Source organism: Phytohabitans aurantiacus (assembly GCF_027923225.1).
Taxonomy (GTDB): Bacteria; Actinomycetota; Actinomycetes; order Mycobacteriales; family Micromonosporaceae; genus Phytohabitans; species Phytohabitans aurantiacus.
In genome coordinates, this window is sequence record NZ_BSDI01000095.1 from 1 (window position 1) to 26,526 (window position 26,526).

20 protein-coding genes and 2 pseudogenes are annotated in these 26,526 nt (G+C 70.1%); 13 read left to right on the forward strand and 9 right to left on the reverse strand.

Going from position 1 to position 26,526, the window contains the following annotated elements:
* Nucleotides 1–541: 541 nt before the first annotated feature.
* Both QMG73_RS44615 and QMG73_RS44620 read right to left on the reverse strand, forming a co-directional pair.
* Entirely contained in the window at nucleotides 542–1,489 is a 948-nt protein-coding gene (locus QMG73_RS44615) for a nuclear transport factor 2 family protein (RefSeq protein ID WP_281906062.1), read from the reverse strand.
* Nucleotides 1,490–1,553: 64 nt separating this feature from the next.
* Nucleotides 1,554–2,336 (reverse strand): MBL fold metallo-hydrolase, encoded by a 783-nt coding sequence (locus tag QMG73_RS44620; protein ID WP_281906063.1) that lies wholly within the window; start codon nucleotides 2,334–2,336, stop codon nucleotides 1,554–1,556.
* Nucleotides 2,337–2,627: 291 nt separating this feature from the next.
* On the opposite strand from QMG73_RS44620, the gene QMG73_RS44625 reads away from it, so the two are divergent.
* A complete protein-coding gene (locus tag QMG73_RS44625; RefSeq protein WP_281906065.1) occupies nucleotides 2,628–3,452 on the forward strand; it encodes a helix-turn-helix domain-containing protein in 825 nt (274 codons plus the stop codon).
* Between the two features lie 165 nt (nucleotides 3,453–3,617).
* Here QMG73_RS44625 and QMG73_RS44630 read toward each other — a convergent pair whose 3' ends face one another.
* From QMG73_RS44630 to QMG73_RS44645, 4 genes are all read right to left on the reverse strand, one after another.
* Nucleotides 3,618–4,640, reverse strand: coding sequence for a LacI family DNA-binding transcriptional regulator (locus QMG73_RS44630; protein WP_281906068.1), 1,023 nt, complete (start codon nucleotides 4,638–4,640; stop codon nucleotides 3,618–3,620).
* Between the two features lie 69 nt (nucleotides 4,641–4,709).
* The gene (locus QMG73_RS44635; RefSeq protein WP_281906070.1) at nucleotides 4,710–5,534 is read right to left on the reverse strand and encodes a carbohydrate ABC transporter permease; all 825 of its coding nucleotides are present in this window, start codon (nucleotides 5,532–5,534) and stop codon (nucleotides 4,710–4,712) included.
* Nucleotides 5,531–6,502 carry a carbohydrate ABC transporter permease gene (locus tag QMG73_RS44640; protein ID WP_281906071.1) on the reverse strand — a complete coding sequence of 324 codons (972 nt, stop codon included), beginning with the start codon at nucleotides 6,500–6,502 and terminating at the stop codon, nucleotides 5,531–5,533. Before QMG73_RS44640 ends, QMG73_RS44635 begins: the two co-directional genes overlap by 4 nt.
* Entirely contained in the window at nucleotides 6,499–7,854 is a 1,356-nt protein-coding gene (locus tag QMG73_RS44645; RefSeq protein WP_281906072.1) for an ABC transporter substrate-binding protein, read from the reverse strand. Before QMG73_RS44645 ends, QMG73_RS44640 begins: the two co-directional genes overlap by 4 nt.
* A gap of 218 nt (nucleotides 7,855–8,072) precedes the next feature.
* Between QMG73_RS44645 and QMG73_RS44650 the strand changes: the two genes are divergently transcribed.
* Entirely contained in the window at nucleotides 8,073–9,104 is a 1,032-nt protein-coding gene (locus tag QMG73_RS44650; RefSeq protein WP_281906073.1) for a LacI family DNA-binding transcriptional regulator, read from the forward strand.
* 40 nt (nucleotides 9,105–9,144) lie between these two features.
* The gene (locus QMG73_RS44655) at nucleotides 9,145–10,107 is read left to right on the forward strand and encodes a glycoside hydrolase family protein (RefSeq protein ID WP_281906074.1); all 963 of its coding nucleotides are present in this window, start codon (nucleotides 9,145–9,147) and stop codon (nucleotides 10,105–10,107) included.
* A gap of 519 nt (nucleotides 10,108–10,626) precedes the next feature.
* Here QMG73_RS44655 and QMG73_RS44665 read toward each other — a convergent pair.
* Nucleotides 10,627–11,217, reverse strand: a complete 591-nt coding sequence (locus QMG73_RS44665) for a TetR/AcrR family transcriptional regulator (protein ID WP_281906076.1) — start codon at nucleotides 11,215–11,217, stop codon at nucleotides 10,627–10,629.
* A 73-nt stretch (nucleotides 11,218–11,290) separates the two neighbouring features.
* Here QMG73_RS44665 and QMG73_RS44670 point away from each other — a divergent pair, with 73 nt between their 5' ends.
* From QMG73_RS44670 to QMG73_RS44680, 3 genes are all read left to right on the forward strand, one after another.
* Nucleotides 11,291–12,103: an SDR family NAD(P)-dependent oxidoreductase gene (locus QMG73_RS44670; RefSeq protein ID WP_281906077.1), complete on the forward strand. Its 813-nt coding sequence runs from the start codon at nucleotides 11,291–11,293 to the stop codon at nucleotides 12,101–12,103.
* Between the two features lie 62 nt (nucleotides 12,104–12,165).
* On the forward strand, nucleotides 12,166–13,593 hold the full coding sequence (locus tag QMG73_RS44675; protein WP_281906078.1) for a coniferyl aldehyde dehydrogenase: 1,428 nt from the start codon (nucleotides 12,166–12,168) through the stop codon (nucleotides 13,591–13,593).
* 191 nt (nucleotides 13,594–13,784) lie between these two features.
* Complete coding sequence (locus QMG73_RS44680) at nucleotides 13,785–14,690, forward strand: NmrA family NAD(P)-binding protein (RefSeq protein WP_281906079.1); 906 nt, start codon at nucleotides 13,785–13,787, stop codon at nucleotides 14,688–14,690.
* Between the two features lie 128 nt (nucleotides 14,691–14,818).
* Here the strand turns inward: QMG73_RS44680 and QMG73_RS44685 are convergent, their stop codons facing one another.
* Nucleotides 14,819–15,520 (reverse strand): TetR/AcrR family transcriptional regulator, encoded by a 702-nt coding sequence (locus tag QMG73_RS44685; RefSeq protein WP_281906080.1) that lies wholly within the window; start codon nucleotides 15,518–15,520, stop codon nucleotides 14,819–14,821.
* A 340-nt stretch (nucleotides 15,521–15,860) separates the two neighbouring features.
* On the opposite strand from QMG73_RS44685, the gene QMG73_RS44690 reads away from it, so the two are divergent.
* From QMG73_RS44690 to QMG73_RS44710, 5 genes and pseudogenes are all read left to right on the forward strand, one after another.
* Entirely contained in the window at nucleotides 15,861–16,343 is a 483-nt protein-coding gene (locus tag QMG73_RS44690) for a 2Fe-2S iron-sulfur cluster-binding protein (protein ID WP_281906081.1), read from the forward strand.
* On the forward strand, nucleotides 16,340–17,338 hold the full coding sequence (locus QMG73_RS44695) for an FAD binding domain-containing protein (protein ID WP_281906082.1): 999 nt from the start codon (nucleotides 16,340–16,342) through the stop codon (nucleotides 17,336–17,338). The genes QMG73_RS44690 and QMG73_RS44695 overlap by 4 nt, the downstream gene beginning before the upstream one ends.
* Complete coding sequence (locus tag QMG73_RS44700) at nucleotides 17,335–19,572, forward strand: xanthine dehydrogenase family protein molybdopterin-binding subunit (protein ID WP_281906083.1); 2,238 nt, start codon at nucleotides 17,335–17,337, stop codon at nucleotides 19,570–19,572. Before QMG73_RS44695 ends, QMG73_RS44700 begins: the two co-directional genes overlap by 4 nt.
* Nucleotides 19,573–19,721: 149 nt before the next feature.
* Nucleotides 19,722–19,895: pseudogene (locus QMG73_RS44705) on the forward strand (XdhC family protein); the annotation flags it as partial.
* A 298-nt stretch (nucleotides 19,896–20,193) separates the two neighbouring features.
* A complete protein-coding gene (locus tag QMG73_RS44710; RefSeq protein WP_281906084.1) occupies nucleotides 20,194–20,556 on the forward strand; it encodes a hypothetical protein in 363 nt (120 codons plus the stop codon).
* A gap of 413 nt (nucleotides 20,557–20,969) precedes the next feature.
* On the opposite strand, the gene QMG73_RS44715 is transcribed toward QMG73_RS44710, so the two are convergent.
* Nucleotides 20,970–22,979 (reverse strand): Hsp70 family protein, encoded by a 2,010-nt coding sequence (locus tag QMG73_RS44715; RefSeq protein ID WP_281906085.1) that lies wholly within the window; start codon nucleotides 22,977–22,979, stop codon nucleotides 20,970–20,972.
* A 118-nt stretch (nucleotides 22,980–23,097) separates the two neighbouring features.
* Here QMG73_RS44715 and QMG73_RS44720 point away from each other — a divergent pair, with 118 nt between their 5' ends.
* Both QMG73_RS44720 and QMG73_RS44725 read left to right on the forward strand, forming a co-directional pair.
* Nucleotides 23,098–25,764, forward strand: a complete 2,667-nt coding sequence (locus QMG73_RS44720; RefSeq protein WP_281906087.1) for a BTAD domain-containing putative transcriptional regulator — start codon at nucleotides 23,098–23,100, stop codon at nucleotides 25,762–25,764.
* Nucleotides 25,765–26,288: 524 nt separating this feature from the next.
* Nucleotides 26,289–26,526, forward strand: a pseudogene (locus QMG73_RS44725) (ABC transporter ATP-binding protein); the annotation flags it as partial.

Consider the following 26,526-nt stretch of genomic DNA (forward strand, 5'->3'; position numbering starts at 1 on the left):
CAACCACCAGGGACACCAAGTAGAACATCAACCGAGGGCCACACCCTGGGGAATTACTTGAGCCCAGCCCCGGGGAATTCCGTGAGCGACGACACCTGAGACATTGCCGGCGTGTCCGAGGCATCCGGGCTCTTCCGCCGGTCCGGGCTACCTCGCTCCGCGCGGCGCGCTGCCGGGCGGTCATTTCGACAGCCCGCGCTTAAGGGTGCTGGTAAGAAACGTGTCACCAGTGCGGCCGTTGCTGTTGTGGCGGACACTGCGCTCCGTTGTCGGCCTCTGCGGTGAGCTCCGTCCGCGTGTCCGGGCGAGGTCGCCGGGGCACAAAGACGGACCGATGGACGGCCCGATGAGGGCCGTCCGGGGTACGGCACGGTCGGCGTCAGTCGACGGTGTCGCATGCGTCGCCCCGACGCTTCCCGTCCCGACCCGTGTGCCGCAGCGGCCGTGATCCGGCGTGGTGAAAGCGAGATACCATCGCCCGGCGAGGAACCTACTGGAACACAAAGGGGGCATTCTGTTTTCGTTGAACGCCCCGTTGTGTTCAGAACATCGTGTTGTCGTTGGCGGAGGTGGCTGGAACGTCCTGAAGCACGTCCCAGTGCTCGACGATCTTCCCGCCCTGTACCCGGAACAGATCCACGGCGGCCTGCCCGCGCTCGCCGGGCGCGTTCACGTAGTGACTGTGGACGGCGACCAGATCCCCCTCGGCGACAACGCGCTTGCGGGAGACGGTCAGCTCCGGGAACGCCCGGAAGTACGCCCCAAGCCCGTCCCGCGCACCGGCCACACCATCCGCGATGCCGGGATTGTGCTGGTGGTACCCGGCGCTCCAGTACATGTCGAGCGCGGACAGGTCCTTGTCGACGATGAGCCGGTCGAATGCCTTGGTGACGAGGTTCTTGTGGTAGGCGGTGAGCCACCGCGGACCTGGTTGCCCGGTCTGCGGCCGACTGACTGTGGAGAACATGTCGTTGCCGTTGACACTGCTGTCGGGGACGTTCTGCACGGTGTCCCAATGCTCGGCGATCTTGCCGCCCTGGAACCGGAAAATGTCGAATACGGCCGAGCCTGGACTTCCCGGCGTCAATACGAGGTTGGAGTGCACCACGACGAGGTCGTCCTCCGAGATGACCCGCTTGATGTCGTACCTGGCGTTGGGGAACTGCTGATGCATCCCGACAGCCAAGTTCTTCAACGTCTCGGCACCATCGGGCGCGAGGGGGTTGTGCTGGATGTAATCGGCCCGCACGAACCTGTCCACGACCGCGGTGTCACCCCGTTCGAACGCCCCCTTCAGGACGCGTACGGCAACGGTCTTCTGGTAGTCGAGCCGGGCGCCGCCGTCGACGTGCCCGAAGGCGTGACCCGCGCTGACGGGCGGCGAGGCGAAGGCGGGTACGGTCGCGGCGCCCAGCATGGCGGACGTGGCGACCGTGGTGACGAGGATGCGACGGGTGGCCATGCGTTGGCGGGACATGCGGGAAGTCACGATGTTCCCTTTCTTGCAACTTGGGCGGTTTCCTGGGGCGGTTTCCTGGACGGTTGGAGCGGAGTCAGCTCTTAGGGCCGAACATGTAGGCGTTGGCGACGTCGATGAGGGCTGCGCCCTGGTAGGTGGGGTAGCGCTCGGTGATGGCCTTCTTGTAGGCGTCGCCGTCGTCACCGAGCAGCTCCCGGCCGGCGTTGACGTAGTCGGTGATTTCGGCCCAGATGGCCGGGGTGGTCGGCTCGCCGTGGCCGGGCAGGATGGTGTCGTACTCGGTCTGGGCTGCGAAGCGGTCGATGTTGGCCTGCCAGCCGTCGAAGTCCTTGTCCAGCAGCCACAGGTGGGTTCGGTTGTAGACGACGTCCTGAGCGACCAGGACACCCTGCTCGGGCAGTTTGATCACGAGGGTGGTGTGGATCTCGCCGCCGGTGACCTTCTCGAACACGAACGGGATGCCGTCGATGACCTCGGTGCCCGGGGTGATCTGTACGGTCGGAGTCATATCGGCGAGCGGGATCGGGGCGCCGGTGGGCAGATCCGTCTTGGCGCCCACGGCGACGATCTCCGCGGTGGTCTCCGGTAGCGCGTGCACGGCGACGCCGAAGCGGGCCGCGCCCTGGTAGTGGTCCGGATGCGCATGGCTGATGATGAGGCGGTCGAGCGGCTTGCCAAGGCTCTTGGCGTAGGCGACGACCTCGTCGGCGTAGGCCAGGACGAACTGCGCGTCGACGGCGATGATCCGCGACGGCGTCTCGATCAGCTGGGTGGTGACGCCCAGGCCGTCCTGGGGTGCGTTGTAGCTGTGGATGCGTACCGGGCCCTTGTCGATGACCGTGAGGGTGCCGTGCATTTTTGTGCTCCTCTGTCGAAATGTGGATGTGCGGTGAGGGGACGCGGGAAGGGGCGGATCGTCGATGCCGGCTCACGACCGACCATCGGCCGCAACGGACACGGCTGGCTTTCCAACCCCATGGGCTCGCGCCCTTGGAACAACTCCATACTGGGACGGAACCGGCAGTCCGGCGAGGTACACTGCGGTCTCGTGATGGTCCGCAGGCGACAAGCAGGGCAGAAGGCCGGTCGGTGGGAGCGGGGACTGCCGAGGGTGGCTTTCCATCCTCCGGCCGGGACCCCGGCCGGCATGGAGGTCATGACCCTGGCCGACTTCCGCGACCGTACCCGTGACTGGCCCTGGCAGATCGCCACCCCGCACCGGCAGGACTTCCATGTCCTGATGCTGGTCACCGCCGGCATCCTGCGCCACCGTGTCGACTTCACCGGGTACGTCCTGCCGCCCGGTTCCTGGCTGTGGATCCGGCCCGGCCAGGTGCACCAGTGGCAGAACCCTGACCAGGCCGAGGCCATCCTGATCTTCTTCCAGGAGGACTTCGTCGCCCCCGAGACCGCAGAACTGGCCGGACTCGGCACCAGCACTGCCCGGATGCCCTTGTACAGCCCCGATCGTTCGCAGGCTCCCGTACTGGCAGCCGCGGCCGAGCAACTGGCCGCGGAGTTCTCCCAGTCGCACCGCCATCCCCTGCCGGTGCACACCGCCCTGCTGCACCGCCTGCTCGACGTCGTACTCCTGCGCCTGGCCTACCTGCAGCAGCACGGCCAGGCCGCGGAATCGGCCCCCGAGCCCTTCATGCGCTTTCGCGACGCTGTCGAACGAGGCTTCTCCCGCACCCATCGCATCGACGACTACGCCCGTCAACTCGGCTACACCACCCGCACGCTCACCCGCGCCACCCAGACCGCAACGGGCCTGAGCGCCAAGGACTACCTCGACCAGCGCCTCGCCCTGGAGGCCAAGCGACTGCTCGCCCACGGCACCGAACCCGCCTCCACCATCGCGGCCCACCTCGGCTTCACCAGCGCCACCCACTTCGGCAAGTTCTTCCAACGCCACACCGGCCGCACCCCCCTGGCCTTTCGTGCCTCCCAACGCGCGTTGCCCCCTGCGTAGCCGCCCACACCACCTGACTGCGTAAACGAGGTCCACACGTCAGCGCGCTACGCCACCGGCGGTGGGCTAGTGGGATCAGCAGGGCACGGTAATCGGCGTGATCCTTGTGGCATGTGGTGCGATGTGGTCGCGTTTCCATTTATCGGGGTCGGAATGGCGCGACGGTCACGGCGGCGGTGCGATGGACTTGCGCCTGCGTAGCGGCATCGGCACCAGGCAGGACGCGGCGGGCTGGCCGTCGAGCAGTAGCTCGACGGCGCGGCGCCCCATCTGCTCGTGCGGCAGCGCGGCCGTGGTTAGGCTCGGCCGCAGCCAGGCCGCGATCGGGTCGTCGTCGAACGCGACGACCGAGACGTCGTCCGGGACGCGCAGGCCCGCGTCGGCGATGGCCTGGTACGCGCCGAAGGCGAGCCGGTCGTTCATGCAGATGACGGCGGTGGGCGCGGTCGGCTTGCGCAGCAGCGTGCGGATCGCCCGGTACCCGAACTCGGGTAGCCATTCCTGGCAGAACGCGTCGGCGAACACGGTCGTGCCTGCCTCGGCGAGCGTGTCGCGGATGCCCCGCATGCGGGCCTCGGCGGCGATGGAGACCTCGGCGTTGCTTTCCTTGAGCTGGTTGCGGCCGATGACGGCGATGCGGTCGTGGTGGCTCTGATCGAGCAGCGCGGCGGCGACGGTCCGGCCGGCTTGCTCGTCGTCCGGCAGCACGCATGGCAGGTCGTCCGGGCCGGTCGCGTTGAGCAGGACCGCCGGGCCGGTCAGCAGGGCGGGCGGCACCGTCAGCCGGCGGGACTGCATCGCGGCGTAGATGACGCCGTCGACCTGGCGGTCCAGCATCGCCTCGATGGCGTACTGCTCGAAGGCGGCGTCGCCTTGCGTCTCCGCGATCAGCAGGACGTGGTCGCGCTCGCGGGCGGCGTCCAGGGCGCCGCGGATCAGCCCGCTGGCGAAGCGGGTCGTGGCGACGATGTCGGAGACGAACGCGATGGTGGCGGTCTTGCGGGTGCGCAGGCTTCGCGCGGCGATGTTGGGCCGGTACCCGAGATCCTCGGCCGCCTGGAAGACCCGCTGGTGTGCCTCGGCGGACAACCGGGTGCCCTCGCGGCCGTTGAGCACCATCGACGCGGCCGTCTTGGACAGGCCCGCCCGGCGGGCCACGTCCGCCAGGGTGACTCGGTCGCGGCCCATCAGTCCTCCGAGCGGCGGTCGGGATATCGCTTTCCAACATCATGCCCGCCGCGCCGCCGGATGTGGGAGTCAGCCCTTGAGGGAACCCTGGAGCAGGGCCTTGATGAACTGGCGCTGGAAGATGAGGAAGACGATCAGTGTGGGCGTGAGGATGAGCAGCGAGCCGGCGCACAGCAGGACTTGGTCGGTGCCCCACTGGCCTTGGAACGCGCCCAGCGCCCCGGCCATCGTGCGCTTGGTGGAGTCGTCGACCAGCACGATCGCCAGCAGGAACTGGTTCCACGTCCACAGGAACAGCAGGATGGTCAGCGAGGCGATCGCCGGCCGGGCCAGCGGCACCTGCACGCGCCAGAACAGCTGCCAGGTGTTGCTGCCGTCGACGCGGGCGGCGTCGGCGAGCTCGCGGGGGACGTTGACGAAGTGGGCGCGCATCCAGAACACGGCGAACGGCATGTAGAGGCCGATCAGCGGCAGGATGATCGCCCACCGGGTGTTGAGCAGGCCCAGATCCTGTACCTGGTAGTAGATGGGCGTGATCACGGCCTCGAACGGCAGGGTGAGGCCGAGCAGGAACAGCAGGAAGACGAACCGGCCGCCGGGTACGCGCAGGTGGCCGAGGCCGAAGCCGGCCATGGTCGCGATCAGGACGGACGCGGGCACGACGCCGGCGACGATGAGCAGGCTGGAGCGCAGCAGCGCCCCCATGTTGGCGACGGTGAACGCGTCGACGAAGTTGCCCCAGTGCGGGTCGGTCGGCCAGGCCAGACCGGTGGGCACGGTGCCGCGCGGCTGCAGGGCCGCCGAGAGCATGCTGAGGAACGGCAGCAGCGTGACCACGACCAGGGCGATCAGGAAGACGCGGCCGGTGAGCTGTTCGCGCCGGGTCAGGTTCATTCCTTCTCCTCCCGGGTCAGGCGCTGGATCGGCAGCACGCAGATGAGTACCAGTGCCATCAGCACGACGCCGAGGGCCGAGGCGAGGCCGACCTGGCGCTGGGCGAAGGCGAGCCGGTAGATCTCCAGGCCGGGCACGGTGGTTTGCAGGCCGGGGCCGCCGCCGGTGGCGATGTAGACGATGTCGAAGCTGGCCAGGGCCGCGATGACGGTGACGGTGAGGCAGACGCCGATCTCTTGGCGCAGGCTGGGCAGGGTGATGGCGAAGAACTCGCGGATCGGGCCGGCGCCGTCGAGCCGGGCCGACTCGTACAGCGCGGGGTCGATCTTGCTTATGCCGGTGATCAGCAGGATCGTGCACAGGCCCAGTAGGACCCATGCGCCGATGAACCCGACGGAGGGCAGGGCGGTGTCGAACTCGCCCAGCCACGCCCGCGCGAGCCCGTCCTGCCCGATGGCGCGCAGCGCCTGGTTGACCAGGCCGGTGGAGGACAGTAGCCAGCTCCAGGCGATGCCGGCCGCGACCAGCGGGATGATTTGCGGCAGGAACAGGATGGTGCGCACGGTGGTGCCGAACGGGCCGCTGCTGATCCGGCGTGCCAGGGCGGCGACGAGCAGGCCGAGGCTGACCGGGATGAAGCTGAAGAAGATGATCAGGATGAAGGCGTTGCCGACGATCTTCAGCAGGTCGCGGTCGGTGAAGACCGTGGCGTAGTTGGACAGGCCGGCCCAGCGGGCCACGCCGATGCCGTTCCAGTGGTAGAGCGAGTACTGGAACGTCAGCGCCAGCGGCCGGAGCACGAAGACCGCGTACATCACCAGGGCGGGCAGCACCCACAGCCAGCCGCTCCACCGGGCAAGGCGGGGCCGCCGGCGCCGGCGGGGCGGTCCGGCCGTCGGGTGGCCGGGGCGGGCCAGCCCGGTGAGGCCGGCCCGCTGGGCTGTCACGCTGCCGGGGGCAGTCGTCACTGGGACAGTTCCTTCTCGTACTCGGTCTGGACGGCCTTCACGTACCCCTCGGGGGTCTGCTGGCCGGCGACGAGTTTCTGCATCTCCGGGGTGATGGCGGAGGCGAAGATGGCGCCGGTGGCGTTGGCGGTGAAGTCGACCGCGCCGTTCTCCGCGCCGAGCTGCGCGGATGCCTTGAGCGTCTGGGCCAGGAGGCTGCCCTCGGCGGCGGCCGGCACGGTCAGGTCCGGCGGGCCGCCGGGGCTGGAGCCGCCGATCTTCACCGTAATCTCGCGGGCCTTGGCGTTGGTGTGCGCCCAGTTGAGGAAGAACGCGGCCGCGTCCGGGTGCTTGGCCTTGGCGCTGACGCCGAAGGTGTTCGGCGCGGACATCGCCACGTGCTTGGCGCCCGCCGTCTCGCCGGGGAACAGGAAGAAGCCGACGTTGCCGGGCATGCCCTTGTCGAGGGTGGCCGACTCCCAGTCGCCGTTGAACATGAACAGGCCGCCGCCGGACTGGAACTGGCCCATCATCGCGGTGTAGTCGATCGCGTTCGCGTCTTTGGGGAAGTAGCCCGCCTGCGCCCACTTCTGGATGGTCTGGGTCGCCTTCAGCGCCGCCGGGGTGTCGAAGGTGGCGTCCGGCTTCTGGAAGATCCAGTCGGCGATCTTCGCGGGGTCGCCGAACTGGTTCTGCAGCGCCTGGTGCGGGAAGTTGATGCCGGCCGTGTTCTTGTTGAACTGCATGATGGGCTGCACGTTGGCGGCCTTCGCCTTGGCCAGCAGCGCCTCGAATTCGGCGACCGTCGCCGGCGGCGCGGTCATGCCGACCTTCTGCGCCAGCTGCTTGTTGTAGAAGACGCCGGTGACGCTGTACCCGAGCCCCATGGCGTAGAGCGAGCCGGTGCCGCGCGGCCGGCCGCCCTCGGCGACGCGCAGCTGCACGAGTTGGGAGGCGGGGAACTTGTCCCACCCGTACGCGGTGAAATAGGGGTCGAGGTTCTTCAACAGGCCGTCCTTGACCAGGTCGACCATCGTGGGCAGCCGGATGATGTCGGGTGCGTTGTCGGAGGCCATCACCCGTGGCGCGTTCTCCACGATGACGGTGAACTGGTCCTCCCGGATGGTGAACTTCACGTTCGGGTGCTGCTTGGTGAACTCCTCCGCGAGCGCCTTGGCGAGGGGGAATCCGGTCTCGGCGTACATCTCCAGGGTGATCTGCTCGCCGCCGAGCTCGGTGCTGACCGCCGCGCTGGCGTCCGCGGACGACGAGCCCTCGTCCGCGCCGGGCGCGCTGCACGCCGCTGCGAGCATCGCCAGCGCGGCTATCGCCGCACCGCGCCGCGACAAGCGCGTCATTCTGTGTTCGGGCATCTATGGCTCCTTGCTCGTACCGGCACCCGGCGGCCGCCCCCACGGGCGGCGTCGCGCGGACTCGTGTACCGCTCAACGCGAGCGGGTCAAGTTCGCTAAACTGATTTAGCACGAGCATGGTCGCGGCTCCGACTCGTGTCAAGGACCATTTCGGCAACGCACCGGAAAAGACCGGTTCACACGCCGACCGCGACGACGCGACCCGACTCGGAGGACCTATGGCGCACGACAGAGTGACCCTGGCGGACGTGGCGCGCCGGGCGGGTCTGTCCAAGACGGCCGCGTCGATGGTGCTCAACGGCCGCGAGGGCACCCGGTTGTCCGCCGAGGCACACCAGCGGGTCTTCCAGGCGGCCGAGGATCTCGGGTACCGGCCCAACATCGCCGCGCGAAGCCTGCGCACCCGCAAGACCGCCACCATCGCGTTCGTCTCCGACATCGTCGCCACGACCCGCTTCGCCGGCGGGTTGATCCGCGGCGCGCTGGACGCCGCCCGCGAGCGCGACCACGTCCTGCTGATCGCCGAGACGCAAGGCGATCCGGCCTTTGAGCGGCACGCGATCGACGCCATGCTCGACCGCCAGGTGGACGGCGTCATCTACGCCGCGATGGCCACCCGCCGGCTCACCGTGCCGCCCGCACTGCTGGCCGGCTCGGTAGTGCTGCTCAACGCCACCACCGACGCCAGCCCGGACGACCTGCCCTGCGTGGTCCCCGACGACCAGTTGGCCGGGCGGGCCGCGGTCACCGCGCTTCTGGAGAACGGACACCGGGACCGGATTGCGGTCATCGGCCGCAACCGACTCAAAGAGGACGACCCGCAGGTGTCGCTGGCCGCCACCGCACGACTTGAGGGCATCCGGGGCGCGCTCGCCGAGGCGGGCGCCGCCGTCCATCGCGAGGTCTCCTGCCCTGACTGGCTGCCGGAGCATGGCTACACCGCGATGCGGACGCTGCTGCGCAAGCCGGACCGGCCCACCGCGGTCGTGTGCATGAACGACCGCCTCGCGTTCGGCGCCTACCAGGCCGTCGCCGAGGCGGGCCTGAGCGTGCCGCGGGACGTCTCGGTCGTCTCGTTCGACGACGACCCGATCGCCGCGTGGCTGCATCCCGGGCTGTCGACGCTGGCGCTGCCCCACGAGGCGATGGGCCGCCGCGCCGTGGACCTCGTGCTGGACGGGGGCGGCGCCGGGCCCACGCTCGTCCCGATGGACTTGCGGCGCCGCAAGTCCATCGCGCCGCCGCCCTAGCCCTTAGCGCTAAATCGGTTCACCTGGTACCTTCCCGCGTATGCTTCGACTGCCGGACCACTGGGTGTGGGACAGTTGGTACGCGCGGGACGACGACGGCGCATGGCACGCCTTCTTCCTGCGCGCCTCCCGCGCCCTGCTCGACCCGGAACGCCGCCACCAGCGCGCCTCGATCGGCCACGCCGTCTCCACCGACCTGCGCTCCTGGCGGCTGCTACCCGACGCGCTCGTCGCCGCCGACGCGCCGAACTGGGACGACCTGGCGGTCTGGACCGGCTGCACCGTCCGCGCTCCGGACGGCCGGTGGCTGCTGTACTACACCGGCGTCAGCCGCACCGAACACGGGCTGGTGCAGCGCGTCGGCCTAGCCGTCTCCGACGACCTCATCACCTGGCGCCGCCACGGCACCGAGCCCCTCGTGGAGGCCGACCCGACCTGGTACGAACTGCTGGACCCGGACGCCTGGTACGAGCAGGCGTGGCGGGATCCTTGGGTCTTCCCCGACCCCGCCGGCGACGGCTGGCACATGCTGCTGACCGCCCGCGCCAACGCCGGCCCGCCGGCCGGTCGCGGCGTCATCGGCCACGCCACCTCCCCCGACCTGCTCCACTGGACGGTCCAGCCGCCCCTGTCCGCGCCGGCCGCCTTCGGGCACCTAGAGGTGCCGCAGGTCGCGGTCGTGGACGGCCATCCGATCCTGCTGTTCTGCACCAACGCCGGGCCCTCGGAGCACCGCGTCTGGGTCGCGCCCGGACCTGGCCTCACCGGACCGTGGGACGTCGCCGCCGCCCGCCCCTACGCCGACCCGCACCTGTACGCCCCGCGCCTGGTGACCGATGTGGACGGTGGCTGGTCGGTCATCGGCTTCCTCGACCGCGTCGACGGCGCCTTCGTCGGCGCGCTGAGCGACCCGAGCCCGGTGCGCTACCACCCGGCGGCGGGACTGGTGCCCCGGGCGCCGGGGGCACTCCCACTGTCCACTTCAGACGGTCCAAACGGCTGACCGCACGCGGCCGGCCTGCTCTGACTGAGCAGCCACCGCAGAATGGATCCGTCCTCGTAGTTCGGTCCGTAGACGGCGTGGTAATCGGGCAGTCGCCGGTCGATGTCGGCGAGGACGTCCGCGTCGGCGATGGTTGCCAGGCGCACCGTCAGGCCGCCGGAGGCGCCGCCCCGGTTGGCCGACGGCGCGGGAGCGGGAACGGTTGTGCACCGTCGTTGGCCAGGGCGTAGTCGTAGCCGAGCCGCCGGTAAGTAGGGGATTCCCTCGATCACCTGTATCGGCACACCGTCGACCGCGTACCGCTGGTGCACGGTGGCGAACAGTCGTTCGGTGAGCCGGTTGCCTCGGTACTCCGCCGACCAGTTCGACGGCTACCGGCCACTGCGGCTACCCGCCCAGGGCTAACCCCTGGCTGCGCGGCTTACGGCGGCCGAATCGTTCGATCTCGTTGGGCGCGGTCAACAGTTCGGGCCCTGGTCCCCACGCCGACGAGCGCGGCGGAGTTGGATGCGGCTGGTTTCAGGTGGGGCGGCGGATGGCCTGGACGGCGGTGTCGTACAGGTCGAGCATATCGGCCTGCCCGCGCAGGCGAACCCATTCCTCGTTCGCCACCTGCAGGCAGACGATCGCGGTGGCGGCGATCGCCCGGGCTTGCAGGGTGCCCCGTTCGGTATCGGGTAGTCGCGGTTCGATCAGTGGTGCGAGCAGGTCTTGCCAGCGGGCTTGTTTCTCGGCGTGTCCGGCGCGTAGGGAGTCGTTGCCGAACAGCAGTGTGATGAATTCCAGGCGCCCTTCGGCGGTCATGTCGATCTCTTCGAGTACCTGGAACGCCGCGCGCAGCGCCGCCCAGGGATCTTCGTCGGCCGGGCGTTCGGCGAGGCGCGCGGCGATCAGGTCGCCCTGTTCGGCCAGGCTGCTCAGCGCGAGGTCTTCCTTGTTGCGGAAGTAGTTGAACAGGGTCCGCCGGGAGATGCCCGCGGCGGCGGCGACCTCGTCGAGGGTCGTGTTGTCGTAGCCCTTGGCGGCGAACAGCTCGATGGCGGTGCGGGCCAGCAGTGAGCGGACCACCGAGCGGGTCTGTTCGCGCAGGGGTGTCGGTTTCACGGTCATGCACCGATGGTACTTCAGATCACCCAATGCACTCACTTGCACTGGGTGCAAGAGTGTGCGTAGAGTGAACGGCATGAGCAAAGTTGATTACCGCAGTCAGACCGTCATCGTCACCGGCGCCAGCTCCGGCCTCGGCGCCGAATTCGCCCGCCAACTCGCCCGCCGCGGCGCCAACCTGGTCCTGGTCGCCCGCCGCGCCGACCGCCTGCAGAGCCTGGCCGCCGAACTGACCCGCGCCCACAACGTGACGGTGACCACCGTCGCCCGCGACCTCGGCCTGCCCGACGCCGGCCGCACCCTGCGCGCCGAACTCGAGTCCCGCGGCATCTACGCCACCGGACTGGTCAACAACGCCGGCTTCGGCACCCACGACGCCTTCACCGACGAAGACCCCGACCGCCTGCAAAGCATGATCGCGTTGAACATCAGCGCCCTGGTCGACCTCAGCCGCGCCTACGTCGGCCCGCTGACCGCCACCGGCAACGGCATCCTGATCAACGTCGCCAGCCTGCTCGGCTTCCAGCCGAACCCGTACATGGCCGTCTACGGCGCCACCAAAGCCTTCGTCCTGAACTTCACCGAGGCGCTGTGGGAAGAGAGCCACGGCACCGGCCTGCGCGTGCTGGCCGTGGCGCCCGGCGCGACGAAGACCGAGTTCTACGACGCCGCCGGCCAGAACGCCGACTACGGCACGAAACGGGCCACCCCCGAGCAGGTCGTCAAGATCGCTCTGGACACCCTCGACCGCCGCTCCGCACCCCCGTCGGTGATCACCAACAGCGGCTCGCTCGCCGTCGCCAGCAAGCTCCTGCCCCGCCGCACCATGGTCCGGATCATGGGCTGGGCGGCCCGCCGCTCGCTCCCCCAGCCGGCCACCGCCCGCTGAGGAAAGCCCGCACCCCCAGCCCTCCGCCGCCCATCTCCACCAACCGCTAAAGGAGCACCGTCATGACCGTCACCGACGTCACCGCCCAGCCCACCGACGCCGAGCGCTTCGGTCACATCCTGCAGGTGCAGCGTGCCGCCTACCGGCGCGACGGCGCACCCGCCCTCGCCGCACGGCGCAACGACCTGGCCAGGTTCAAGGCGGCGCTGATCGCCCGGCGCAGCGCGATCGAGGAGGCGATCAACACCGACTTCGGGCACCGCTCACGGCACGAGACCGCGTTCATGGAGATCGTCGGCGTGGTGCAAAGCATCGAGTATCTGCAGCGCAACCTGCGCCGGTTCATGCGCCCGACCCGCCGCCATATCGAGCTGCTGCTGCGGTTCGGCAGCAACCGCATCGAGTACCAGCCGCTCGGCGTGGTCGGGGTCATCTCGCCGTGGAACTATCCCGTCAACCTGTCCCTGGTGCCGGTGGTCACCGCGATCGCCGCCGGCAACCGGGTCATGCTCAAACCCTCGAAGCTGACTCCGGCGACCAACGCGGTGCTCGCGGTGATGCTCGCCGATCTGTTCCCGCCGGAGCAGGTCACCATGGTCAACGGTGACGGCTCCGCGTTCTCCGGCCTGCCGTTCGACCATCTCGTCTTCACCGGCAGCACCGAGGTCGGCCGGGCCGTGATGAAGGCCGCCAGCGAGCATCTCGTCCCCGTCACCCTGGAACTGGGCGGCAAGTCACCGACCATCGTGGCCAAGGGACACGTCACGGATCAGGCTGTGGCCGACATCGTCTTCGGCAAACTCCTCAGTGGCGGGCAGACCTGCATCGCCCCCGACTACGCCTTGGTACACGAGTCCGAGATCGACACCTTCATCGCCGCCTATGACCGGCTGGTCAAGGCCGCCTACCCCGCAGGGCCGACCAGCGACGACTACACCTCGATCGTCAACGACAAGGAGTACCAGAACCTCACCGGCCTACTCGACGACGCCCGCAACCACGGCGCCCAGATCATCGAGGTCGGCCACCGGCCGCACGAGGCGGCCGACCGCCCACACACTCTCGCCCCCACCGTCGTGCTCGGCGTCACCGACGACATGCGCATCGCCCACCAGGAGATCTTCGGCCCCATCCTGCCCGTCTTCGGCTACCGCACCGTCGACGACGCCATCGACTACGTCAACGCACGTCCCCGGCCCCTCGCGCTCTACTACTTCGGCGACGACAACCCCGAGCGGCGCAAGGTCCTGGACCGCACCACCTCCGGCAACGTCACCATCAACGGCACCCTCATGCATGTCGCCCAGGACGACCTGCCCTTCGGCGGCGTCGGCGCCAGCGGCATGGGCAAATACCACGGCATCGAAGGCTTCCGCACCCTCAGCCACCCCAAAGGCATCTACACACAAGGCCGCTGGAACGCCACCCGCCTGCTGAGGGCCCCCTTCAACAAGCGCACCGATGCCCTCCTCAACTTCTTCCTCCGCTGAACGAGCATCACCCGCGCCCCTGCCGGCCCTGAACACCACCCACCCACGAGTGCCGCCGGCCGTTCCGTCGAGACCATCGGCGGCTCGGCGCAGACCCCGAACGTCGACGGCGAGCATCAGGACGCACCACCACCCCGTGCCGCGGCCAGGCCCTGGCCGCGGCGAACACCCTCCGAAAAGGAAACCCACCGATGACTGACCACGACCTCGTTCTCGTCACCGGCGCCGGCGGCGTGGGCCGTCTCGTCACCGAACGGCTGCGCGCGCACAACGTACCGGTCCGCGTCCTGACCCGCCGCCAGGACCACCGCGCCGCCCAGGTGCGGGCCCTGGGCGCCGAGGTCGTCACCGCAGACCTGACCCGGGCCGAAACGGTGGCCGCCGCACTCCACGGCGTCCGCCGGGCATACTTCGGGCTCAGCGTCTCCCCGGACCACCTACTCGCGGCGACCATCCTGGCCACCGTCGCCAAGGCACACGGCAACCTCGACCTGCTGCTGGACATGTCGCAGATGACGGTGTCACAGATGACCGCCACCAGCACCACCGAATCCCACCAGCAACGGCTGCACTGGCTGGCCGAGCAGGTGCTGGACTGGTCTGGCCTGCCCGTGGTGCACGTACGCCCAACAACATTCCTCGACAACCCGCTGTTCACCACCCTCGCCGCACGGTCGATCCGCGCCAACGGCACCCTGACGCTGCCGTTCGGCACCGGACGCACCTCACCGGTCGCCGCCGCCGACGTCGCCCGGGTCGCCGCGACCATCCTGCGCGATCCCGGCGAACACGCCGGGAAGGTGTACGAGCTGACCGGACCACGCACGCTCGACATGACCGAAATAGCCCACGAGTTCTCTCAAGCGCTCGGCCGCACCGTCACCTACCGCGACGTCCCCCTGCAACAGTGGCGCACCGAGGTACTCGCCAACGCGGGCCTGCCCCCGCACACCGAGCAACACATCGCCACCATGGCACAACTGCACCACGCGAACCGCTACGACCGGGCCACCACCGACGTCGAACGCATCACCGGGAAACGACCCCTGACCGTCGAGGAGTTCGTCGCCGCCCGCAAAGACTTCTACCTCAGCTGACTGCGCGAATCCATAGCTGCGCGCTACGTCGGTTTCGCCACGGAACGACCCCTGCGGGTAAGGCTGCTTTCCGTTGGTGAGGCGGGGCTCGGAGGATCGCGCAGCGAAAGTCAGGTCGAGCAGGGCGGTCAGGTCCTGCCGGGTACCGGTGAAGGTTGTCGGGGTGCGCCGACGGCGTATCCGTGGAGGAACAGCTGAACTGCCCGCTGGACCGTCGCGGTGAGTCTCTCCTCGGTGATGGTCTCGCCGAGCAGGGCACGCTCGCGTAGTTCGCCGTAGGCGAGCATCCCGAATTGGCGGCAGGCGGCCTCGGGGTCGGTGATCGCCAGGGTGCCGGCGGCGGCCTGCTCGCGCAGGTAGTTGGTGAGCGTCGAACGGATCACCTCCATCGTCGAGATGAAGATCTCGGCGAGCTGAGGGAAGCGGACGACCTCGCTGATGATCAGCCGGTAGATGGCCACGTCGCGCGGTGTGGTCCAGCCCCGGGCGATCCGCATCCCGAACCGGGTCAGCGCCTGGGCCGGTTCGCCGGTCATGGTGGTCATGCCGTCCAGCGCGGCGTTGCGGGTCCGGGTCACGAGGTCCTCGAACACCGCCAAGAGCAGGGCGTCCTTGGTCGGGAAGCGGCCGTAGATCGTCTTCTTCGACACCCCGGCGTCGCGGGCGATGCGCGAGACGCTGGCCTCGGCGAATCCTCGCGTCACGAATTCGTCACCGGCGACCGAGAGGAGGTGACGCATGCGCGCCTCAAGAGTGGCCTGTGGCGGCCGGCCGGGGCTGATGTTCGCTGGGCGCTGCCGGCTCGGGGCGGGTGGCTTCTCGGTCGACATGGCTCCAACATGGCACACCGGGCGTGACCGGGGAAAACATCTGATTGACAAAGGAACCCGTACGTTCCTTTAATGGGTACCGGCAACCGGCACGCCGCCCGGCGACGAGGCTGGTGCCAGCGGCAACGCCGTTCCGGCAGATACCGCGCCGGAGCGGCAGGGTGGAGGAATACCGTGTGAACCATGGGACGGCCACCACGGGGTCTGCTCCGACTGGCACCAGGTGGGCAGCGACGCTGCACTGGCCTGCCGGGAGCGATTTGTGCACCAACTCGTGCACCCAGAGGTCGGCGGCCGGCGTCGCTGATCGTCGAGTCTCACTTCGAAGGACATGAGTCCGATGCCCGAGCTACGCCTCCGGATCAACGGAGAAGACCATAAAGCGGACGTGGCGCCGCAGGTCAGCCTGCTCGACGTGCTCCGTGAGCACCTGTGGCTGACTGGTACCAAGAAGGGCTGTGACCAGGGGGCCTGCGGTGCCTGCACGGTGCTGGTCGACGGGCGGCGCATCGTGTCGTGCCTGGCCCTGGCGGTGCAGTACGAAGGGCGGGAGATCACCACGATCGAGGGCGTCGACCACCCGTTGCAGGAGGCCTTCGTCCGCCACGATGGCTTGCAGTGTGGCTACTGCACGCCGGGGCAGATCTGCTCGGCGATCGGGATGCTGAGCGAGCACGCCGCGGGCGCGCCGAGCGCCGCCACCGAGGCACTGGCCCCCGAAGCGCTGACACCTGCGGAGATCCGCGAGCGGATGAGCGGCAACATCTGCCGCTGCGGGGCCTACAACGGCATCGCCGAGGCGATTCAGGAAGTCGCGTCATGAAGACCTTCAACTACCTGCGGGCCACCGACGTCGACGTCGCCTTGCAGCGGATCGCCGTCGAGCCGGGCGCCAGGTTCCTCGGCGGCGGTACCAATCTCGTAGACCTCATGCGGGAGGGCATCGAGGCGCCCGAGACGCTGATCGACATCACCCGGCTGCCGCTGGACGGCATCGAGGAACTCCCCGACGGCGGGCTGCGCATCGGCGCCCTGGTACGTAACAGTGACCTGGCCGCCCATCCGGTCGTGCGTGGCCGCTACCCGTTCCTGTCGCAGGCGATTCTGCTGGGCGCCACCGGGCAGATCCGCAATATGGCAACGGTCGGCGGGAACCTGCTGCAGCGCACCCGCTGCCTCTACTTCTACGACGAGGCCTCGGCGTGCAACAAGCGGGAGCCCGGCGCCGGCTGCGCGGCCCGGGAGGGCTTCAACCGGGGCAACGCGGTGCTCGGCACCAGCGACGCCTGCGTCGCCACCCACCCCTCCGACATGGCCGTGGCCTTGGCCGCGATCGACGCCGTCGTCGAGGTCCGCAGCAGCCGCGGCACCCGGCACATCCCGCTGACCGAATTCCACCTCCTGCCGGGAACGACGCCGCACCTGGAGTCGCAGCTGGAGTCCGACGAGCTGATCACCGCGGTCGAGCTGCCGCCGTTGCCGGTCGCCGCCCATTCGTACTACCGCAAGGTCCGCGACCGCGCGTCGTACGCCTTCGCCCTGGTTTCGGTCGCCGCGGCGCTCGACTTCGGCGCTGACGGCCGCATCGCCGACGTCCGGCTGGCGCTCGGCGGGGTCGCGACCAAGCCGTGGCGGGCGCGGACCGCCGAACAGCTGCTGCTCGGCGCCGCGGCCAGCGAGGACAGCTTCGCCACCGCGGCCGCCGCCGAGCTGGCCGCCGCTGTTCCGCTGCCCGGCAACGCATTCAAGATCGACCTGGCGTGTCGGACGGTCGTGGCTGTGCTCCGCCGACTCACCACCGAACGGAGCGGATCATGACCACACACGCCAAGACCCCCGTCGACCCCGCCCCTTCCGTGCCGGTCGGCGGCGCGGTCGGCCGCCCGGTCGACCGCCGCGACGGCCACGCAAAGGTGACCGGGGCGGCACGGTTCTCCGCCGAACATCATTACCCGGACCTCACGTACGCGACGATGGTGCACGCCACCATCGCCCGCGGCACGATCACCGCCATCGACACGGCGGCTGCCGTTGCGGTGCCCGGTGTCGTGGCGGTCCTCACCCACCTCAACGCGCCCAGGATCCGGCCGGTACGCAAGGGCAACATCGTGCGGGACCTGGGGCCGAGTGTGTCGGGGACCGAGGTGAACTACCTCAACACCGACCAGGTCTTCTGGGACGGCCAGCCGATCGCTGTCGTGGTCGCGCAGACCTCGGTCGCGGCGAACGAGGCCGCCCCGCTGGTCACGGTCACCTACCGCGAGCAGCAGGCGCGGGTGGACTTCGCCGCCGAGCAGCACAACGCCACCCCAGCCAAGGGCGACCTCACATTCGCCGGCACGAAGAAGAAGGGCGACGCCGAGGCCGCGCTGGCCACGGCGCAGGTCTCGGTCGACCTGCGCTACACCACGCCCGGCCTGCAGCACAACACGATCGAACCGCACGCGACCATCGCGGTGTGGTCCGGTGACCACCTCACCGTGCACGACACCACCCAGTCCACCGACGCCAGCCACAAGTACCTGGCCTGGCGGTTCGGCGTGCCGGCCGCCCAGGTCCGGGTACGGGCGGAGTTCGTGGGTGGCGCCTTTGGTGGGAAGTTCGCCGTGTGGCCCGGCACGGTCATCGCGGCGATGGCGGCCAAGGCCGTCGGGCGGCCCGTGCGCCTGGCACTGAGCCGCAAGGCCGTCAGCCGCGCCGCCGGCGGCCGTACCGCCTCGACCAACCGGATCGCGCTCGGCGCCACCCGCGACGGCCGGCTCACCGCACTGATCCAGGACAGCATCACCCACGTCGGCTCGGTCGGCGGCCTGCTCGAAGCGACCAGCTCTCCCGCCCGGCACCTCTACGGCGCGAAGAACATGCTGACCCGGCAGAACCTGGTCGAGATGGATCTGCTGCCCAACACCTGGCTGCGTGCCCCCGGCGAGGCGATCGGCAGTTTCGTCCTGGAATCGGCCATGGACGAACTCGCCTACGAGCTGGCGATGGACCCCATCGACTTGCGGATGCGCAACGAGCCGGCGACCGATCCGACCAGCGGCAAGAAGTTCTCCCAGCGGATGCTGCGCGAGGCCTTCGAGGCCGGCGCGGAAAGGTTCGGCTGGGCGGACCGTAACCCCTCACCCCGCTCGATGCGCGACGGCGAATGGCTCGTCGGCATGGGTGCGGCCACCGCCTACCACCCGGTCCTGCGCCTGGTCGCCGACGTCAAGGTGCGGCTGAGCAACGACGGCACCGCGCTCGTCCAGTGCGGCTTCCACGAGATGGGCATGGCCGCCGCGACCGTCCAGGCGCAGATCGCCGCCGACGCGCTCGGCATCGCCTACGAGAAGGTCCGGGTCGAATACGGCGATTCGGACCTGCCGCCCGGCCCGATGGCCGGCAACTCCAACCAGACCGCGACCGTGGCCACCAGCGTCCTCGCTGCCTGCGCCGAACTCACCCGCAAGGTGACCGCCTTGGCCCGGAAAACGGGCACCACCGGTCAGGAACCGGCAGCCACCCTGCGAGCGGCACACACCCCGTTCCTGGAAGCCTCGGTTGGATCGACCAGCCGGCTGGGGTCCCTGCGCAGCCAGGGCCGGTTCCTGGCCACCTTCCTGAAGGACCAGCGCTGGTCCAAGGCCGCCCGCGGCGCACAGTTCTGCGAGGTACGCGTCAACGCCGACACCGGCGAACTGCGGATCTCCCGCTGGCTCGGCATGTTCGACGTCGGCCACATCATCAACCCCAAAACCGCCGCCAGCCAACTGCGCGGCTCCATCGTCATGGGCATCGGCATGGCAATGTCCGAACAGACCCTCGTCGACCCCCGCAACGGACGCACCATGAGCGCCGGCCTCGACTCCTACTACCTGCCCGTACACGCCGACATCCCCCCGATCGACGTCGCCTGGCTCAACGAACCCGACAAGAGCATGCCCCTGGGCATCATCGGGCTCGGCGAGGTCGGCATGACCGGCGTAGCCGCCGCCATCGCCAACGCCGTCTACCACGCCACCGGCCGACGCATCCGCGACCTCCCCATCTCCCTGGACAAAACGCTGTAACCCCGCACGGCGCCGGTTTCCAGGACACAGCCGCCGGCACCAGCACCCACCTCGCTGGGCGGGTGGCCTCGCGTCAGCACTGTCCTGTCGGGAGACGGAAATGATCGACATCGCCGACCAGCTCACCGACTGGGGCCGCCCGCGGGCGTGACTTCGCCGACGCCACCGTGGTGGCCGTCACCGGCAGCGCACCACGCCCCGCCGGCGCCGCCCTCGCCGTCGACAGCCACGGCACGGTCATCGGATCCGTCTCCGGCGGATGTGTGGAAGGCGCGGTTTACGAGCTGTGGCAGCAGGCGCTCCAGGACGGCACACCGGTCATCGAACGGTTCGGCTACAGCGACGCCGATGCCTTCGCCGTCGGCCTGACCTGTGGCGGCGTCATCCAAATGGTCGCAGGCGGCTCACTCGGCGAAGCGGCCGGATACCTCGGCATCGCCGCCACCGACACCACGCACGAACGCAAGGGCCGGATCTACTCCGGCGCAGGCCACGTCCACCGCATCGCCAAGACCCACCCCGACCCATACGCCTTCGAAACAACGCTCAACGCCCTCGCCAACGAACTCGACCAGCCCTCCACCCAACTGATCAACTACCAGCAGCGACGCCGAGCCCTCGATGCCTGGTCCCTCGACGCAGACACCTGGAACGACCTCGTCGCCCGCCGTCCCAGGCCCCCAAGAACCCGAACTCGGCGACCGCAAGCGTCAAATCGCCTCCATCAACATCTGGGTCCAGATCACCTCCGGCGAGCACCACTTCGCCCCCAGACCCATCGAAGCCGCCCAGCCCGCAAACATCCAGCACGCCTGGAAACTACGACGCAACACCATCTGGCACCTCTTCCAAAGCGACCTACCCCGCCCCCACTACACCGGCCTCAAAGCCGAACTCAACGCCCTCGCCGCCGCCCTCGCCCGAACGATCGACGCTGCCGCCGATCCGCAGCCGCCAACAAAACCTGGGAACCGCCATCTATAGCTGGGGTCGCACATCGCTGATCACGATCCGTGGGAGCAGTGCCATCTGTCGCTGAAAAGTGCCAACTACGACTGAAAGTCACATCCGCAGCGCAGCGCGCCGCGCCGCGCTCACGCGCCGGAACGCACAGACGCGCCTTTTTCGTTTCTGGAGTACTCCACCGTCATTCGGGGCGCCCAAACGCGCCCTTTTTGTGTTTCTGACGGATTCTCACGTCCATCCACGGTGGAAATGCCATGGCCGCCAGGAGGGCAACAACGCCCGCCGGTGCCGTGATCCAGCGTTCGGCTTGGATGGGGGCGGAACAGCTGATGTCAGCCCACGACGCCGCGCGGCCCTGGGTGCGCCCTTCTCGACCAACAGCCGTGCCAGGCCCGTGCCAACCGCCGCCTGGTCGGCCGCGGGCCGGGGGCTCATGTTGGTGGTGCGGGCTGTAGCCATCGTCGGGTGGTGGCGCCGATGGTGGGGAACGCGGCGCGGAAGGTGTGGCCGATCAGGACTGTGCACCACCAGGCGATGGCGATCAGGAAGGCGGTGCGTAGGACCTGGGCGGTGGTGGTGCTGTAGAACAGCACGCCGGCGGCGGCCAGGATGGTGGCGACGGCGGCGCGCAGTAGCCAGCGGTGGGTGAGGATGGCGGCAGCGGCGAGGGCGATGAGGATGGCGCCGGTCCGTCCGACCAGGCGGTGGTATCCGATGGTGGAGACGGGGAAGCTGCCGTTGAGGCCGGCGACCAGCAGTAGGACGCCGAGGCTGCCGGTGAGGATGGCCGCCAGGGGTGGCCGGGCGGTGGGCAGCCAGTCGGGTAGCGCGTGGTGGGGGATGCGCGGTCCGATGATGGTGATGAGGATGGCGGCGAGGGCGGCGAAGCTGGCGCCGGACAGGCTCCAGGTTAGGTAGGGGCCCACGGACAGCCAGGCGGTTTGGTACTGGTTGGGGATGCTGACGGGTACCACCATGCCGAACAGGGCGGCCATGGCCAGCCCGACGAGGGCGACGCCGGGGTAGACGCGTCGCATCGCCGGGCCGACCGGCGGCAGACCGGCCGGTGCGGGATCGGCGGTGTTGGGGGAGCTGGTGAGCAGGCCGGTGACCGCGATCTGCCCGATGGCCAGTGTGGACAGTGCGGCGAGGGCGCCGGCGAGGGCGATCACTTCCATGTCGGTGGCGGCCTGGACGATGGTCAGCACACCCTGGGTCCAGGTTTCGGTGGTCCTGATCGCCTGCCACAGCAGCAGCGCGGACGCGATCCAGATCAGGATCGGCGCGGCCAGGTCGCGCATCCGCAGCCGGAGCGTGGGCAGGGCGGCCGCGGGTGTGGCGGTGTGTGCCAGGTGTGGGCTGGCGGCGCGTAGGGCGCCGTCGGCGGCGGCGAGGTCGGAGCGGGCCGGTGCGGCCGGCTGGTGGCCGGTGGCGGCGGTCAGGGTTTCGGCCAGGCCGGGCAGGCGGGCGCCGCCGCCGGTGAGTACGACGGCGGCCAGGTGGCCGCGGTCGATGTCCGCGGCGGCCAGGACCTGGTCGATGTGGTGGGGGAGGGCGGCCAGGATCGGTGCGGTGGCGGCGGCCAGGTCGGCGCGGTCCAGCACCGCGGGTGAATAGGGTTTGGGTAGCGGTACCGCCGCCTGGTCCTGCTGCCAGAGCGCCTGTTTGGCGGCGCGGACGGTCTGCCGCAGGCTGTGCCGTCGCCGCTGGTCGTCGAGGCTGTTCGGCTGGAGGATCCGGTGCCAGGTGTCCGGGTCGGCGGCCGTGATGGTGCGGGCGGCGACGGCGGCGAGCGCGGTGTCGATGGTGTCGCCGCCGCAGTCCGGGTGCTCGGCGGTGGCCAGCAGCGCCGGGCCGGCGGTGGTGTGCTGCACGACCGACAGACGCAGGCTGCTGGCGCCGGCGTCGCAGACCAGCAGGCAGGTGCTGTCGGGGATGGACAGTGCGGCTGGGCCGGTCAGGTGTGCGTACAGCGCCAGGGGTGTGGTCACCAGGATCGCGGGCGGCAGGCCGGCGCGGGCGACGGCCTGCTGGAGCCGGTCGCGGCGGCGTGGACCCCAGCCGGCGGGCACCGCGATCACGGCGGCGGTCGGTGGGGTGCCGGCCAGCAGGACGGTTTCGTCGGCGAGCCGGCGCAGCACCGCCGCGGCCGGGTCTGTCGCCCCGATGTCGCGGCCGCCGACCCGTATGGCGCCGGCTGGTGTGTTGGTGGCGAACAGGGCGTACGGATTGGGCAGGTAGCAGTCCGGGCGGGCGATGGCGGCGGCGCGGGCCGGCTCGCCGACCAGCAGATGGCCGCCGTCCGGGTCCACATAGACGCCGGAGGGCAGCACGGGGGCGCCGTCGGGCATCAGGGGCAGCCAAGGCCCGCCGGGCAGTGCCACGACCGCGCAGGTGCGGGCGGCGCCGATGTCGATGCCGATGCGCACGGGTGCGGGCATTCGGGCAGTGTGCCAAACCCGCCTGCCGGTCGCTGACCGTGCCATGGGGATGGTGGTCGATGTGCGAATGGTGAAAACCCTTCATCGGAGGGTAGCGGTTCGGTGACGGACGCGTTAGATGGGTACGGTCGGTCGGATCACATGGGGGGCGGTTCTGGCGGGTCCACAGCAGACACCCGGGAAGGCGGCGCCGCGCACGTCGGCGCCGTTGGACGGTATGTGGCCCGCCCCGACACCGTCCGGACCACGCCGTAGCCGTGCGGCTGGTCTGGTACGCGGGCTGGTGTCGTTGCTGGCCATCGGTGTGTTTGTGGCGGGCCCGCCGGTCGCCGCGGTCGTGACCGCCGGCTGGTGGCGGCAGCATGTGCCCCGCCGGGGGCAGGTGTGGCACTTCCTGACCTCCACCGACGAAAGCCTCGACGTCAAGCCGGTGCTGGCCGGCCTGCTGGTCCTCGTCCTGGTGGCGCTGTGGGTGGTGCTGGCCACCCTGCTGGTCCGCGACCTGGTCGCCGCGTTGGCTCGGCGCGGTCCCGTCCAGCGTCGGTTGCGGCTGCCTGCACCGTTGCACACCCTGGTGACTGCCGCGGCCGGGGCCGCCGCGATCACTGTCACCACCGGCGCTGCGCACGCCACACCGCCGCCCGCGTCCGCCGGTATCGTCGCGACCCAGCCCGCCACCCCGACCCCAGCCGGCGCGCCGCTCGCGGCGCGGACCGTGTCGACCACCGCCGCGCCTGTCTATCAGGTGCGGGAGGGGGACTGGCTGTGGCACGTCGCCGACCGGTTCCTCGGCGACCCGCTGCGCTACCCCGACATCACCGCCCTCAACCCCGACCACCGCCGCCAGCACGCCGGCTTCCCCGACCACATCGAGCCCGGCTGGCGGCTCCACCTGCCCGCCGACGCCCGCGACCGCGGACCCCGCCGACACGCCACCGGTACCCTCGCGACGCCGCCGACTACCAAACCCCCGGCCCCGCCGTCTGCGCCGGCCACACCACCGGCTGTCCCCGAACCGTCGCCGAGCACCGCGACCACCGCGCCGGCATCGGCGCCGCCGGCCACCGCCACACCACGGGACCGCCGCGAAGCCGCGCACGGGGTGAACCTGGGCAGGTACGGCTGGCTCACCGGCCCGGTCGCCGCCGCGATCGCCGCGGCCTCCACCCTGGTGTGGCTGCGCCGCCGCCGCTCCTACCAGCCTCGCCCACCCACCGGGATACGCCGTGCCGACCCCGACCTCATCGCACCGGCACCCGCGATCGCCGCCCTCCCCGCAGCGGCACCCGCCCATTCCTCGGCGGCGGCCGCTGACGGCGGCGCGGTCGGCGTGGACGGCGACCGCCTGCTCGCCCTCACCGAGCTACCGGCCGGGGGAGCAGGGCTGAGCGGGCCCGGCACCCCGGACGCCGCACGAGGACTACTCGTCGCCGCCCTCGCCGCCGGCGGCGAGGACGCCACGGTGCTGACCACCACCGGCGACCTCGACCTGCTCCTGCCCGCCGGCAAGGCGTTGCGTGCGCTGGAGGCGCTGCGGGTCGTCGACAACCTCACCGACGCCCTCACCGTGCTGGAACAGGAACTGCTGCGCCGCTCCCGCACGATCGCCGAAACCGACGACGACGCCGACGATCAGGCGATCACGCCGGCACCGTTGTTGCTGCTCACCGCCGCACCCGAAGCCACCGCCGGCACCCGACTGGCCGCCATCCTCGCCGTCGGTTCCCGCCTGGGCATCCACGCCGTCCTGCTCGGCAGCTGGCCATCCGGGCCCACCTGGCACGTCGCCGCCGACGGTACTGTCCGCGCTGGCGAGCAGGCCCCCGCCACCGCGGCGCGGCTCAACATCCTGACCGCCGACGCCACCGTCGACGTCCTGGACACCCTCGCCCTGGCCAGCATCGTCGAAGACGACACCGCGCAGCCGCCACCACTGCCCCGATTGGCATCCACCACTGTGGAGCCAGCCGAGCCGGAAACCCCAGAGGCAGATGCGCTAGCCGAGCCCGTAGCTGACGGCCAGCATGGCGGCACGGTCGGCAGGCTGCGGCTGACGCTGCTCGGTCCGCCCACCGTCACTGTCACCGACCACACCGGACAGTCCGATGAGGTGTACATCCGGCGCAGTGACAGCCTCCACGTCCTGTACTACCTCGCCGTCGAACCACGCGGTGGCACCATCGACGAGATCATGGAAGCCCTCTACCCCGAGGAACGCCGCACCCCCGCCCGGCGCAAGTTCCACACCAGCGCCTCCGAACTACGCAACACACTGCGCGACGCGACCGGCGCCGACCTGATCCTCAAGACCAACAACCGGTACCGCCTCGACCGCCGCCACGTCGACGTCGACCTGTGGCGCCTCCACGCGGCCATCGACGCCGCCGCCAACGCCGTCGACCCCGACACCGAACAACAACATCTACGCGAGGCCGTCGAGGCGTACGCCGGGCCGCTGGCCGACGGCGACGACCGGCACTGGCTGACCGTCCCCCGCGAAGCCCTCCGCCGCCACATCATCGACGCCTACACCCGCCTCGCCGACCACCACACCGACCCGGCCGCCGCACTCACCCTCATCCAGGACGCCATCCGCGTCGACCCCTACAACGAACCCCTCTACCAGCGGGCCATCGTCCTGCACGGAACGCTCGGCAACGCCGACGGCATCCACACCACCCTGCGCACCCTCACCGAACGACTCCGCGAACTCCGTACACCCATCAGCCAGCGGACTAAGCATCTGGCGGCCGAACGGATCGCTGCCATCCAGGGCCGCCGCTGACACGGCGGTGCCGCTGCGTCGTGGGCAAGGGCACGGACGCGTCGCGCCACTGCAATCAGCTCGGGTAGCTCCTCCGGCGTGCTCAGCTTGGCGATGTGGACGGTCGATAGCCACCGGACGCCGCCGACTTCGGCCTGTTGGGGTGCGAGCTCGCTAGACATGGCCGGCGCACGTAGACCAGGTAGATGTGAACGGCCCGGCCGGCGATCGGCGGGCGCGGCACTCGCTCATCGACCACCATGTGCAGCTGGACATCGCCGCCCGGTTGGTGAAAATCCGGCGATACCCGAACGGCTGACGTCCCGTGCGCCGACGCATGCGGCATGGGCATAGTCGGCTGTCGGGTGTTCGGTGCCTGCCGGGTTGGACCGCCGAATCCGTGTCACCGACCATGACGACAATGCCGCCGGGTAGAAGGGACCGATCAGGTGAGCAGCGCTACCGAGGAAACCCGCCAGCGCGGCGGCATCCCGCAGCGGGCGGACGGCGCCGCGTCACAGCCGGCGTTGCCCGAGCTGCGGCCGATGTGGTGGGAGCACGGCATGCGGGCGCGCGTCGACGCCGGCTTGTTGGGGGTGTTCGCGCAGCTGCCTCGCCTGGTGGTTGAGGCGGTCCGGATCGGTTGGCGTGCCGACCGCGCGCGTACTGCGACCGTTGCGGTCTCGACGCTGGTGGCGGGGGCGATGGCGACGTTCGGGTTGCTGGCCACCCAGCGGGTGCTGGTCGAGTTGTTCGCCGGTGGCCCGACACCTGATCGGGTAC